Origin of the sequence: uncultured Fibrella sp. (genome assembly GCF_964250085.1) — a bacterium.
Lineage (GTDB): Bacteria > Bacteroidota > Bacteroidia > Cytophagales > Spirosomataceae > Fibrella.
In genome coordinates, this window is record NZ_CAXUEC010000002.1 from 747978 (window position 1) to 761266 (window position 13289).

Here is a 13289-nt window from a genome sequence, read left to right on the forward strand (position 1 = left end):
TTATTACCGGAAATGTGACGTATAAAAACCTGCTAAAACCGCTGTCTCTGGCGTATGGGGGTATTCTATCGCTGCGAAATGCGCTTTATGACTACCAGTTTGTAACCAGTTATATACCTATTCAACGGTGCATCTCCGTTGGCAACCTGACCGTTGGCGGAACAGGCAAAACCCCCGCCGTTGAATACCTGCTGAGGCACCTGCTGACCCTCGACGACACATTGACCGGCAACCTGGCAACGCTCAGCCGGGGATACGGCCGGAAAACAACGGGGTTTCGGATCGCTACAGCGGTCGATACTGCGGCTACACTCGGTGATGAACCCCTCCAGCTTTTCCGAAATTTCGCCCCCAGAGTGTGTGTTACCGTTGGTGAACGCCGCGCCGAGGCACTCCGGCAATTAACGATTCAACGGCCCGACGTGCAGACCGTAGTACTGGACGACGCCTACCAACATCGGGCGGTGCAACCCCACCTCAATCTCCTGCTTACAGACTACAACCGCCCGTTTTACACAGACGATCCCTTTCCGGGCGGGCGACTACGCGAACACCGAACGGGTGCCCGGCGTGCGCACGCGGTCATTGTCACCAAATGCCCGCACGCCCCCTCGCCTGCCGAACGGGCGGCCATTGAACATCAAATTCGGCGCTATACACAGCCATCAGGCGGCAACATCGAAATACCGATTCTCTTCGCGGGACTAGCCTACGACCAGCCCCGTCGGTTTGCCGACCAGTCGCCCGTGTCTATCGACGGGCCGGTTCGTTTGGTCACAGGCCTGGCCAATGCCGAGCCGCTTGTCAGGTACGTTACCAGCACCTGGGGCATCAGGGAGCACGACAATTTCGGCGACCATCACGCCTACAGTCGGCAGGATGTGGAGCAACTGCTGGCGCAGACGCCTGCCGATACCTGGCTGCTCACAACGCAGAAAGATGAAGTGAAGCTAGCCCCCTTACTTACTGTTTCTGAGCGGCAAACGCGGCGCGTGGCTTATCTGCCAATGAGCATGACTTTTTTTCGGAACGATGACGCAGCTACGCTGGCCCGTTTGGTTGGTGAGTGCCTGCGCGGCCCGGCCCTTAAAAATCGTTAACCACCAACGCTGGCGCGGCCCGGCATCAGATTTGGCCTATTTTTGCGTATGCAGTTTCCGGCACTTCTTTTTCTGGCCTCTTTTCTTTGCCTATCCACCGTTGGGTGGGCGCAACAACTTCCGGGTAGCGCAGGTACGTTTCCGACCAACCCTGGTAGTTTCCCCGGCACCACCAGCCCCAACGGCGGCGGGCGGCCCGGCGGCACTGGCGTGGGTGTGGGCATCGACGATTCAACGAAGGTGATTTACGGCCCCACAACGGCCCGTTTTTTCCTGGAAACCGACGTCTTCAACAACCGAAAAAAACTGTACCTGACCGATACGGCGCTGGTCAGCAATCACCAGTTCGAGTTTACCAAACGTAACGACAACCGCTATACCGATCTGGGCAACCTGGGTACGCCGTTGCGCCCCGTTTTCTACGAAACGCCCACGCAAATCGGTGAGCAGCAAGGCTATTACGTATTTTCACCGTATGCGTTTCAGACCAATCAGGTACGTTACTACGATACCAAATCGCCGTTTACCGACATGTATCTGGTGCTTGGCGGGCGTAATCAGAACATCCTGAACTTCGATTTTAACCAGAACATCAATCCGCGCCTCAACGTCGGTTTTAATGTGCAGCGATTCACGTCGGAACGGCAGTTTGGCACCAGCGCGGCCCGCAGCCAGACAGAGCGCCTGCTGGCTCAGGACTGGGGCATTTTGCTGCATGGTAACTACCGGACCAAAAACGACCGGTATACGTTGCTCGCGCATATCAACCATATGAACCATAGCCTGCCCGAACAGGGGGGCAACGTGTTTAGCCGTAACCAGGATTCGACCATACGGGCGTTTGACTATGAAGGGCAGGCACGACTGGCCAGTACCCTGGGCTGGGAACGACGCACCAGCCTGCACCTCTATCACCAATACGTCCCAACCGACGGCCTTCAACTCTTTCACCGCCTTGATTATCAGATACATACTAATAATTATAAAGACGACGCCCTGGTAGAGAATCAGCAGTTCAGCAAGTTTTACCCGGCTATCAAATACGATTCGTCACGTACCCAGCAGGATGTGTACTGGCACGCGATCGATAATACATTTGGTGTAAAAGGCATTTATAACCGGGGGAAATCGGCCTATAACTACCGCCTTTTTTACCGGCAGCGGATCTTCAGTCAACAGAGCGATTATAACCTGACTTCGACCACCACGCTTAGTGGCGAAACGCAGCAGAACCTAAACACGTATACGGCGTCGGGCTTTGAAAACTATGTTGGCGGCTGGCTGGGCTATTATTTCCCCGATAGCCTGTCGCGGCTCACGGCTGAGGGGGAATACCTGGTCGGAACGGGTGCCTTCCGGCTAAACGGCCAACTGGAAAGCCGCCTGTTTACCGTTGGCTTCACGACGATGCTGGCCGAACCCACGCTGATCTCGCAGCGGTTCAACAGCAATCATTTTATCTGGAACAACCAGAATAAATTTGGTCTGCGGGGCACCCAACACGCCTACGGCCTGCTGAATGTGAAGTATAAAGACTGGACGGTTTCGCCGGGAGCCGATTTCTGGCTGCTCAACAACTACGTTTATTTCAACCAGAAAGCCGAACCGGCCCAACTGGCCACGGCCTTCACGATGTTCCGCGTTGGGTTGGGGGCCACCTATACCAAAGCCCGTTTTAAAGCCAGTACGCAGATTTATTACACGCCCCTCAATGCGGGAAACGATGTGCTGCGCATCCCAACGTTTTTCATCAACGGACGGGTGCAGTATGATTTTATTTACGCCAAGGTGCTGCATATTCAAACGGGCCTGGAACTACACTACAAGTCGGCCTACTACGGTGATGCCTATATGCCCGTTACCCAGCAGTATTATTTGCAGGACGTACAGTTGACGGAGGGCGCAATTCTGGCCGATGCCTTCGCCAATATGCGGGTAAACCGGGTCCGTTTCTTCCTGAAGTTTAGCCATGTGAATCAGGGCCTGCTCGAACCGGGGTACTTCGTAGCACCAGGTTTCCTGCAACTTCAGCGCGGTTTCGGCTTCGGCGTCGACTGGCTCCTGTTCGACTAGAAAAATCCATAAACCTATAATTTGGCGATCATAATCCCCAAATTATAGTAAATTTGGGGATTATGATCGCCAAATTATAGGTTTATGATAGAAAGATTGCTGGAAAGACAGCTTCGCTCCCGCTGGAATTCGGGCAAAGCGCTTGTGGTAACCGGCCCGAGGCAGGTAGGCAAAACAACGTTACTTCATAAGCTTTGTGTTGAGGAAGGCGATTACCTGTTGCTCAATGCCGACGAAGCTGATGTACGGGCACTCCTGGAGAACACGAGTGTAACGCGCCTGCGCCAACTTATCGGCTCAAAGAAGACGGTCTTTGTCGATGAGGCACAGCGCGTTCGTAATATTGGCCTGACACTCAAACTTATTACCGACCAAATGCCCGATGTACGCCTGTTGGTTAGTGGTTCGTCGGCCCTTGATCTGGCCAGCGAGATAAATGAACCGTTAACCGGGCGTAAGTTCGATTTTCATCTCTACCCTATTTCGTGGCAGGAACTGGTTGGCAACGTCGGTTTTCTAGCGGCGAAACAACAGTTGGAAACCCGGTTGCTCTTCGGCTTTTACCCGGATGTAGTAACGAACGTTGGCGATGAGCGATCCATTTTACAGCAACTGAGTAGCAGCTATTTGTATAAAGACCTGCTTACATTTGGCGGCATCAGACGGCCAGAAGTACTAGACAAACTATTAGTAGTGCTGGCCTTACAGGTTGGGTCAGAAGTGTCTTACAACGAGTTAGCCAGAACCATTCAGATTGATAAAGCAACGATCGAGACCTATATTGGTCTGCTCGAAAAAGCATTTATCGTCTTCCGACTACAACCATTCAGCCGTAACCTCCGGCACGAAATCAGCAGCAGTCGTAAAATATACTTTTACGACAATGGGATTCGGAACGCTATCCTGGCTGATTTCAAACCAGTTGCTTTACGTACAGACATAGGTGCACTATGGGAGAACTTCTTGATAAGCGAGCGGCAGAAGGTATTACACTATGGAGGGCAATGGGCCAGAACCTATTTCTGGCGAACGCACCAACAACAGGAAATCGATTACCTGGAAGAGAAAGATGGTGCCATTGATGCCTGGGAATTCAAATGGAATCCTAACGCCAAAGTACGATTTGCCAAGCCTTTTATAGAAACCTATTCGCCTGGCCACACAACAGTGATCCACCGTGATAATTTCGACGGGTTCGTTACTGACAATCAACCATAGCGTTCTGCGCTGAAGAGTCTCTCACAAATATATGCTACGCCAATCCCCCAGCTTCATGCGTCTTTTACTGGCAATTACGTTCTTCGTTCTCTCGCATACCGGTCGGGCGCAGGCTTACCAAACTGAACCGATTACGGCGTTGCTGGGTGCGTTCGGGCCGGAAGTAGAACTGGTGGAAAAACGCCTGCAAAATCCGGTGGTGGTGCTAAAAAACGGCATTCGCTTCGTTACGGGTCGGCTAGGTACGCAGCAGGTCGTGGTGGCACTCACGGGCATTGGCAAAACGAATGCAGCCATGACCACGGCTTTCGCCCTCGCCTATTTCCGCCCCAAACAAGTGATCTTCACGGGTATTGCCGGTGGGGTGAGCCCGGACCTGCAACCCGGCGATCTGGTGGTTGGCCGCGAAACAGGCTACCACGATTACCGCTGGACAACGTTGGATAATAAGCCGACAAATCAGACCAGAAATGCAACCACCAATGAGCTGAATCCCAGCTATTTTCCCGGCAATTCTACCCTGCTGACCCTTGCCCTGCGAACGGCTAAAGCGGCTTCGCTGGAACGAATTCCTGGTTTGCCGCGCGCGCCCATCGCCGTGTCGGGGCGCATTGTAACGGGCGATGAATTTGTCAATTCAGAACAGCGCGTGAATCAACTTCGGGCCGATCATCAGGCCGACGCCACGGAGATGGAAGGCGCGGCGGTGGCGCAAATCTGTTTCCAGCAGGGTATTCCGTGTCTGGTGATCCGCAGCCTGAGCGACAAAGCAAACAGCTCGGCCCGCACCGATATGCGTACTTTTCTGGGTATCGCCGCCCGCAACTCCGCCCAGTTGGTGGTGTCGATGATGGAAGCAATCCGGTAACGGCTAGATGTACGAGGCAACACCCAGCACGCTGGCGGGGGCGGCTTCATCGTCGGTCAGGGTGAGGTATTGCTCATTCGCGTTGACCAGCAAATGGTCGATCACGTCGGCTTCGGCGGGCATGAAATAGCCAGTCAGCAGGTTCATGATGGCCCGGCTTCGGCCATTGGCCAGATAGTCGGTCAGTTGCTCGCCGTTGAGCGGACCAATCCGTATTTCATAGGCAGGCATGGTATCCTGATAAGCACCTTCCAGCGAAAAATTGCCCAGTTCCGCTTTCGACAAATCGTTGGGGCTGGGTACGTCGCCCGTGGCCAGTTCGATGAAGTGCACCAGCGGAGGAATAGTTCGGATCTGCACCGGCACGCCCAGCATCAACTCAAATACCTGCGTTACCAGCGGCGTGTTGTGTACCAGCCGGTGGGCAATGGGCAGCAGATGGAGCAGGTTATTGAGTTGCCGGATATCGAGCAAATCGGGCGGAATACCCCAGAACTGGCGCAGCACCGTGCCCTGGTCGTTCTGGCGCAGGTTCTGTTCGGTAACGAAATACTTGCGCTCCTCGAGCTCCATCGACAGCCCCTGCAAGTAAAACTCCTGTTCGATAGGCTGAAAGAACTGCCGGATACCCCGCTGCCGCCGGGCCTGCTCGTCAATGTCTTCAAACACTTCGCCCTGATCGCGGCCAAGGTTGGTAGGCTGGTGAAACAGCCCCTCGGGCAGGTAATCGTAGAGGCCATCGCGGTGCACCTCTATGTTCAGGTACTGGCGTCGGGTGGGATCGATGGAAGCCGAGTCATCGCCGAAGGCATCAGTGTTGCCCACGATTGCCCGGCCAACGTCGTGGCGGTAACTGCGCGAAAACAGCCCGGCCGAATGCACGATCAGCTCGTGGCGGGGGTCTAATCCGTCGTGCGCGAGTTCGGCAAGAATAACTTCCAGCCTGACGTCACTGGTCAGCCGATCGAGTTGATCGGCATATTGCTGAAGCGTCATAACGGGCGGAGGGCGTTGGTCATCGGCTGCATGCTGACCCGATACGGCAAATTCATGGCCGACCGATCGGACATATATTGCCGACAGCGGTCGCATTCGGCGTCCCACTCGGCGGCGGTGAGTTCGGTACGGCCACGCGGAATGACCGTCACGTCGAGGCAGCGAACGTACCCAGCCCCTTCGATCAGGTTTTCGGCAAAGGCTTTTTCAACGCGCACGTCTACGGCAACGCCACCAAGGCGCGCAAAAAAATACGCTTTACACTCGGCCTGAATGTCTTCCATAGTGACCAGCCGCTGCCGGGAAAGCAACGTCTGCCGGAGTTGGTATTCCTTCTCGGCGGTGGTCGGTTTGTCATAACCACCCACGGTTTGCGTCACCAGAAACAAGGCCGTCCGGTCGGTCTGCATCGAGTCGTAGCCGCCGTAATAGGCCAGGAACGTACCTGCGGGGATGAAATTGGCGGCTTTCCCGTTGGTGCTCCAGAACTCGACAAACAGGTTGCTATCCGTTTTCTTCGGTTTAATGAATACGTAGGGACTACCTGTTTTGAAGCCTTCATTGGGCATGGCCTGCAACTGCTGGCGCAGGTCTTCGAGGTTTCGGTTCAACTCATCGAGCGTCTTCACGAACCAGCCCGACCCCAACGCCCGGAACGCCCGGTTTTCGTCGAGCAACAGTTGCTGCACATGCTGAAGCAGGTCGCGGGCATTGCGCTCATCGAACCGCCCCACATCATGTGGCCGCCACATAAACGAATTCTCTTCCAGTTGATTCACATCGCGCAGGGGCGACGACCGGAACAGTTCTTTGCTGTCGGCATCGTAGACCCGACGAATGAACAGAAACTCGGCTTCCGACTTGAGCGGAAAAACGTTCAGCGTCTGAAAAAGCCGCTGTTGCAACCGGTTCAGAAACCGATTCATGACCGGAAAACAGTTCAACCGCACCTCCATTGTGGCTACGGCCTGCATCGGAAAATCCCGGCTCAGGCGCAACTCCAGCCACAACACCTCCTTGTCGAACACCTTCCGTTGCTGCTCGGTAAACTGAAAGCCAGGCGGTAGGGTACTCAGGGCCGCGCCCCAGTCGGCGCGCTCAGGTACGTTGCCCAGGGTCATGAAACTGCGGTGATACAGACTCATCACCTCCTGCTCCAGTTGGTGCAACACGTCGAGTTCGGGGCCAAGATGCGCCGCGTGGCTGTCGGGGCTGACAAAGCCCGAATAAACCGGAATCGGCTCACCATTCAGGTACCATTTTGACTGATACTGGTCTTGTAGCTTGCGATAATATACTGACTTTTGCCGGACCGATTCGGTTTCCCAGTCGAAATAAATGGGCAGGCCACCAATGGCAGGTACGTATTGATCGAGGTCGATTCCCAGCCAAACCGATTGATAGTCAGTGAAGAAGCTGGGCGTTATCTGCTTATCCCACTGCATGCGATCGGAACCGCTGAACTCGGCGATGCCCTGCTCACTGACCACAAACCGAACGTCGCCGTTTACCACGCGGCTCTTCACGGCTGGCGAGAAAAAATAATCGTCCTGTTTGCCTTCCCGCAAGGGCGGCCGGTGGAAAAACTGCACGGACTGCGCCAGGTCGGCCAGCGAATCTTCCGGGCGGGCATGAAAAATGGCGTGGGCAGGCCGGGGCAAATCCACCACATCGGGGCACATGACGCTGGCCAGCCGATCAACGATCCGTCCCCGCGTTTGCTCAATGGCCTGGGCCGTATTCTCCAACTCAAACGCGCAGGCTTCCATGAGGTAGCTCACCAGCGGGTCGGCGGCTTCCACGTCTTTTCCGCGCATCTGCCAGATCGACGCGGCATGTTGCGTCATGCGTTTACGAATTTCTTCGCGCGAAAAATCAGCAGGATTCAGGGTGTTCATGGGCGGGTGTGGTCAGTAACCGGTTATCTGATTTTGGTCGTGAATGGCGCAACGGCGATCTCGCGCTGAAACATAAACGGGCGCCGGTTCGACGGGACAATTTCGGCCAGTACCCTGATTCTGATTAGCTTATGCGCGTCGGGGGTCCCCTCCCGGTCTACACTTACCTCTACCTTGATGCGCTCGAGCCGGGGTTCGTAACGTCGGATAGCTATGGTCAGTGATTTCTCGATGCGGTCGGTCCAGAGAATGTAGACCGAATCATTGCCGACGCTGAAATCGTCGTCCCAGATCGTGCAGCCGAACCGGCCATCGTAGCGGGCTTCGTTATACTGCGTGGTCGTGATCAGGTACAGATTATTTCGGATCGACTCCTCCATTGAGCAGGTGATTTGCCGGGCGGCGGCCCCCTGTTTGGTCGTTTGGCCCTTCGTGATCAGGTCCAGTCGAAGCGGAAGATTGTAGAATTCGTCGGCCATGTGCGTTAAACCAGGAAATCGCCTGTAAAGTATAGTTTCTATAGCGAATAAGTCAATTCCTTTTTTAATGAACAGGGAATAATGGATCGCCCGGAGACTGATGATTAACTTAGCGGAGCCATTAAGTAACGCGGACTTGAGTCCGCACTTCAACTAAACAATGCGGACTCAAGTCCGCGTTACGTTCCATGATCGATCTCCGCAGCGATACCGTTACCCGTCCCACGCCGGCCATGCTGGCCGCTATGATGGCCGCTCCCGTTGGCGACGACGTGTTTGGCGAAGACCCAACCGTCAATGCACTTGAAGAAAAAGCCGCCCGTCTTTTCGGAATGGAAGCCGCGCTTTTCTGCCCATCCGGCACCATGACAAACCAGTTGGCCATACGTACCCACGTACGGCCCGGCGACGAGGTGATCTGCGATCAGATTTCGCACGTCTACCTCTACGAAGGCGGTGGTATCGCGGTCAATGCGTTGGCGTCGGTGGCATTGCTGGCGGGCGAACGGGGTAAAATTACGCCCGAACTCATTGCCCCGGCCATCAATAATCCGGCCGACGTACACCGGCCTGTCTCGCGGCTCGTGTCGCTCGAAAACACGGTCAACAAAGGCGGAGGCTGCTACTATACCCTGCCCGAACTGGCCGCTATTCGTCAGCTCTGCGATGCCCACGGCCTGGCCCTTCACCTCGACGGCGCACGGATCTTCAATGCACTCGTCGAAACAGGCGATGCCCCCGAAGCATACGGTCGGCTGTTCGACTCGATCAGCATCTGCCTTTCCAAGGGCCTGGGGTGCCCCGTTGGCTCGCTGCTGCTGGGCTCAGGTACGTTCATTACGCAGGCAAAACGGTTTCGGAAGCTCATGGGCGGCGGCTGGCGGCAGGCGGGATTTCTGGCGGCGGCGGGCCTCTACGCGCTCGACCACAACATCGAGCGCCTGAAAGTAGACCACGCCCGTGCCCGGCAAATCGGTCAGATTCTGGCCAATCAGCCAGAGGTAGCCGAGGTGCTGCCCGTGGAAACAAACATCGTGATCATCCGCCTGGTCGACGGCCTTACGAATACAGAGTACATCGCCAAATTGAAAGAACAGGGCATTCTGGCGGTGGCGTTTGGCCCCCAACTGGTTCGTTTCGTTACGCACCTCGACCTGACCGACGATGATGTAACGGCGTTTGAGCAACTGGTATCAAACCAGTTAATGGCCATGTAACGGGTTGTTTCAATTAATTTGCAGCCTACCACCACCCCGGCTCCTCCAATGCGCGTTTTTGTACTCCTGCTCCTGCTGGTCTTTTGCCGCCCTGCACTTGCCCAACCAGGGGTGTTCAGGATCGACAGCATTCCTGCCGAAGGGCTATCTCCCCGGCTGTTGTGGCGCTGGCATGGCGGCGACAACCCGGCCTGGGCCAGCCCAACGCTCGACGATAATCGATGGGACACGCTCCGACTCAACCGGAACATAAACCGCCTGCCGCAGGTAGCCAAAGCTGGCCACTGCTGGTTCCGCCTCACCCTCCTGCTCGATTCGGCCGTGGCCAATCAGCCCATTCCGCTCTTTGTGCATATGAATGGTGCCGCCGAATTGTATGTCGATGGGCGTTTTCTGGCCAGTTTCGGCACCATTGGCTCATCCAAAGAAACGACCGTCAAACACAAGCGGGTGCGCGGCGATATGTGTCTGCTGCCCGCCCTTCCCGCCGGGCCGCACCTGCTGGCGGTGCGGTTTGCCACGTACCCAACGTCGGGCTTCGTGCCCAAATACATCGAAAGCAAACGAACATTCGATATTGAAATCAGTCACCCAACCAACTTTGTGGTGACCCAGGTCGACGAGGTGCACACCCGCACGCTTGAAGAGTATCTGATTGTTGGCTTGTCGCTGATGCTGGCGTCGATTCACTTTCTGTACTACACCTACCGCCGCCGAACGATCAACCTGATTTTTGGTACCACCATGCTGCTCTCCTGTCTGGGAACGATTGCCAACGACCTGCCTTTTTATGTGCGGAATCTGGCGGTTGCCAGTTGGTCCGACTACCTGGGTACGTTGTTCAATTCAGCGTTTGCCGTTATGCTGCTGGCTACCTATTACAGTTTTCTTCAGCAAAAACGGGGGTTATTGTTCGGCCTCATTGCCGGGTTCACGCTATTGGTGGCGTTACTGACGGGGATTTCATTATCTAACCGCCCAATGGAGCTTGGAATGGATTTTGCGCGGGGCCTCTCGTTGTTAATGCTCTTCCTCGACGGCTTTCGCATCAGTCTGATCGCCATTCGCAACAAGCAGTACAACGCTGTGCTGGTACTTATCAGCGGCTCTGTTGTACTTGGCGTCGCTGTCCTGGGCACCATCATTATCGGGCTGTTGAATTATTTTAAACTGGCCAATTCCGACTACGGCATTCTGCCTACGCTAATGGCCATTTCCATTCCGGCGGTGCTCGCCATATTGCTGGCCAAAGAGCATGACCAGACCAACCGCGACCTGCAAAACCGGCTGGCTGACGTAGAGAAGCTATCGACGGAAAAAGAAACAATTCTGACGCAACAGAAAGAGTTACTGGAGCAACAGGTAGCCCGGCGCACGGCCAAGCTGAACCAGTCGTTGCAGAACCTGCGCGAGACCCAGACCCAGTTGGTGCAGCGCGAAAAAATGGCGTCGCTGGGTGAGTTAACCGCTGGTATTGCCCACGAAATTCAGAACCCGCTCAACTTCGTCAATAATTTCGCCGAGGTATCGACTGAACTGCTCGACGAACTGAAACAGGAGCAAACCCGCCCGGCAGACGAGCGCGATACGGAACTGGAAACAGAACTTCTGGGCGACATCCATCAGAATATCAGCAAGATAAGCCAGCATGGGCAACGGGCAGCCAGTATCGTTCGGGGCATGCTGCAACATTCGCGCGCCAGTAGCGGCGACAAAGAAAAAACCGACCTCAATGCGCTGGGCGACGAATATCTGCGGCTGAGTTATCATGGGCTCAGGGCCAAAGACAAGGCTTTCAACGCCACGCTACACACCAGCCTGGACCCCGTGCTCGAGCACGTTAGCGTGGTGAGTCAGGATGTGGGGCGTGTGCTGCTGAATCTGTTCAACAACGCGTTCTATGCCGTTCGCGAAAAAGCAAAGGCGAACCCAACGGGCTATTACCCAACCGTTTGGTTTATCACCCGCCAGCACGAACACGAGATCGAACTGCGGATTCAGGATAACGGCAATGGCATTCCCGAAGCGTTGCAGCGCAAGATTTTTCAGCCGTTTTTCACCACCAAACCAACCGGCGAAGGCACCGGACTGGGGCTGAGTCTCAGTTTCGACATCATCACGAAAGGCCACGGCGGTACGCTCGCCGTTGAAACCACCCCCGGTGAACAAACTACCTTCATTATTCGGTTACCGCTCAACGGCTAACGTACCTGAGTTATCTTTGCTTTTGTTGCTGTTCAAAGTCCAGGGTTTAAAGTCTAAAGTTGCTTCGCAAATCAGCAGGGCTACGTTAGACTTTGGACGTTGAACGTTAGACATTGGCCTTTAGACCCTGAACAGCAACAGAAATACCTGAAAGTTATTTCCCCTTTTTCCATGACAGAAACTATTGCCCAGCTATACGCCGAAATTGAGCAGGCGACCGTATCGAATAAAGAGGAACTTGAACAATATCGGCTACGCTACCTGAGCAAAAAAGGAGCGGTGACCGAACTGTTCGAGGGCCTTAAAACAGCCGCTGCCGACGAGCGACGGGCGTTGGGCCAACAGCTAAATGGCCTGAAAAACCTGGCTCAGGAGCGCTTCACGGCCTTTCAGGAGCAGGTCGACGCGCAACAGCAGCAGGCCGGTTCACAACCAACCGTCGACCTAACGCTGCCCGTCATTCCGAACCTGACCGGCACGCAGCATCCGCTAAGCCTGGTTCGGCAGCGGATCATCCAGATCTTCGAACGCATTGGTTTCAACGTATCCGACGGGCCGGAAATCGAATCGGACTGGTACAATTTCGGGGCGCTGAACTTCCCCGACAATCACCCGGCCCGCGAAATGCAGGACACGTTTTTCGTTGACAAATCGGGCGGTTCCGTGTCTGACGATATGTTGCTACGTACCCACACGTCGAATGTGCAGATTCGGCTGATGGAACATGTGCGGAACAGCCCAACCGGCTTTCATCCGATCCGGTCGATCATGCCGGGGCGGGTGTATCGCAACGAGGCTATTTCGGCGCGGGCCCACTGCCAGTTTCATCAGGTCGAAGGCATTTATATTGACCGCAACGTGGGGTTCAAAGATTTAAAAGACACGCTCTATCACTTTGTCAAAGAGCTATTTACGAAAGATACGAAGATCCGGTTCCGTCCCTCCTATTTCCCCTTTACCGAGCCAAGCGCCGAAATCGATATTTCGTGCCAGATCTGCGGCGGCAGCGGCTGTAACGTGTGCAAACACACGGGTTGGGTCGAGATTGCGGGCTCGGGCATGGTTGATCCGAACGTGTTGGAAAATTGCGGCATCGACCCCGACGAATACACCGGTTTCGCCTTTGGCATGGGCATCGAGCGCATCACGATGTTGAAATACCAGGTACGTGACCTGCGCCTCTATTTCGAAAACGACGTCCGTTTCTTACGGCAGTTTGAAGGACTCTAAACTGA

At 55.0% G+C, this 13289-nt stretch carries 10 protein-coding genes; 7 read left to right on the top strand and 3 right to left on the bottom strand.

All coding sequences use genetic code 11. The annotated features are described in order from the left end of the window. Nucleotides 1–14: 14 nt before the first annotated feature. The 4 genes from lpxK to ACFE8Q_RS08615 all read left to right on the top strand — a co-directional run bounded on the left by lpxK (nt 15) and on the right by ACFE8Q_RS08615 (nt 5259). Entirely contained in the window at nt 15–1100 is a 1086-nt protein-coding gene (lpxK, locus tag ACFE8Q_RS08600; RefSeq protein ID WP_375444958.1) for a tetraacyldisaccharide 4'-kinase, read from the top strand. 48 nt (nt 1101–1148) lie between these two features. After that, nucleotides 1149–3173, top strand: a complete 2025-nt coding sequence (locus ACFE8Q_RS08605; protein ID WP_375444959.1) for a putative porin — start codon at nt 1149–1151, stop codon at nt 3171–3173. 84 nt (nt 3174–3257) lie between these two features. After that, entirely contained in the window at nt 3258–4391 is a 1134-nt protein-coding gene (locus ACFE8Q_RS08610; protein WP_375444960.1) for an ATP-binding protein, read from the top strand. A gap of 31 nt (nt 4392–4422) precedes the next feature. After that, complete coding sequence (locus ACFE8Q_RS08615) at nt 4423–5259, top strand: 5'-methylthioadenosine/adenosylhomocysteine nucleosidase (RefSeq protein ID WP_375444961.1); 837 nt, start codon at nt 4423–4425, stop codon at nt 5257–5259. 3 nt (nt 5260–5262) lie between these two features. Here ACFE8Q_RS08615 and ACFE8Q_RS08620 read toward each other — a convergent pair whose 3' ends face one another. Genes ACFE8Q_RS08620 through ACFE8Q_RS08630 form a run of 3 tightly spaced genes read right to left on the bottom strand, consistent with a single transcriptional unit; the run spans nt 5263 to nt 8632 of the window. Next, entirely contained in the window at nt 5263–6255 is a 993-nt protein-coding gene (locus ACFE8Q_RS08620) for a hypothetical protein (protein WP_375444962.1), read from the bottom strand. Beyond that, nucleotides 6252–8153: a type VI secretion system baseplate subunit TssF gene (locus ACFE8Q_RS08625; protein ID WP_375444963.1), complete on the bottom strand. Its 1902-nt coding sequence runs from the start codon at nt 8151–8153 to the stop codon at nt 6252–6254. The genes ACFE8Q_RS08620 and ACFE8Q_RS08625 overlap by 4 nt, the downstream gene beginning before the upstream one ends. 23 nt (nt 8154–8176) lie before the next feature. Beyond that, on the bottom strand, nt 8177–8632 hold the full coding sequence (locus ACFE8Q_RS08630; RefSeq protein WP_375444964.1) for a GPW/gp25 family protein: 456 nt from the start codon (nt 8630–8632) through the stop codon (nt 8177–8179). Between the two features lie 188 nt (nt 8633–8820). On the opposite strand from ACFE8Q_RS08630, the gene ACFE8Q_RS08635 reads away from it, so the two are divergent. From ACFE8Q_RS08635 to pheS, 3 genes are all read left to right on the top strand, one after another. Next, the gene (locus tag ACFE8Q_RS08635) at nt 8821–9849 is read left to right on the top strand and encodes a threonine aldolase family protein (protein WP_375444965.1); all 1029 of its coding nucleotides are present in this window, start codon (nt 8821–8823) and stop codon (nt 9847–9849) included. Nucleotides 9850–9897: 48 nt separating this feature from the next. Beyond that, complete coding sequence (locus ACFE8Q_RS08640; protein ID WP_375444966.1) at nt 9898–12054, top strand: ATP-binding protein; 2157 nt, start codon at nt 9898–9900, stop codon at nt 12052–12054. A 171-nt stretch (nt 12055–12225) separates the two neighbouring features. Then, complete coding sequence (pheS, locus tag ACFE8Q_RS08645) at nt 12226–13284, top strand: phenylalanine--tRNA ligase subunit alpha (RefSeq protein WP_375444967.1); 1059 nt, start codon at nt 12226–12228, stop codon at nt 13282–13284. Nucleotides 13285–13289 lie beyond the last annotated feature (5 nt).

What these genes read in the sequence shown, in the direction of transcription:
- ACFE8Q_RS08605 (WP_375444959.1), top strand. Translation starts at nt 1,149, where the DNA reads ATGCAGTTTCCGGCACTTCTTTTTCTGGCCTCTTTTCTTTGCCTATCC.
- ACFE8Q_RS08610 (WP_375444960.1), top strand. Translation starts at nt 3,258, where the DNA reads ATGATAGAAAGATTGCTGGAAAGACAGCTTCGCTCCCGCTGGAATTCG.
- ACFE8Q_RS08615 (WP_375444961.1), top strand. Translation starts at nt 4,423, where the DNA reads ATGCTACGCCAATCCCCCAGCTTCATGCGTCTTTTACTGGCAATTACG.
- ACFE8Q_RS08620 (WP_375444962.1), bottom strand. Translation starts at nt 6,255, where the DNA reads ATGACGCTTCAGCAATATGCCGATCAACTCGATCGGCTGACCAGTGAC.
- ACFE8Q_RS08625 (WP_375444963.1), bottom strand. Translation starts at nt 8,153, where the DNA reads ATGAACACCCTGAATCCTGCTGATTTTTCGCGCGAAGAAATTCGTAAA.
- ACFE8Q_RS08630 (WP_375444964.1), bottom strand. Translation starts at nt 8,632, where the DNA reads ATGGCCGACGAATTCTACAATCTTCCGCTTCGACTGGACCTGATCACG.
- ACFE8Q_RS08635 (WP_375444965.1), top strand. Translation starts at nt 8,821, where the DNA reads ATGATCGATCTCCGCAGCGATACCGTTACCCGTCCCACGCCGGCCATG.
- ACFE8Q_RS08640 (WP_375444966.1), top strand. Translation starts at nt 9,898, where the DNA reads ATGCGCGTTTTTGTACTCCTGCTCCTGCTGGTCTTTTGCCGCCCTGCA.
- pheS (WP_375444967.1), top strand. Translation starts at nt 12,226, where the DNA reads ATGACAGAAACTATTGCCCAGCTATACGCCGAAATTGAGCAGGCGACC.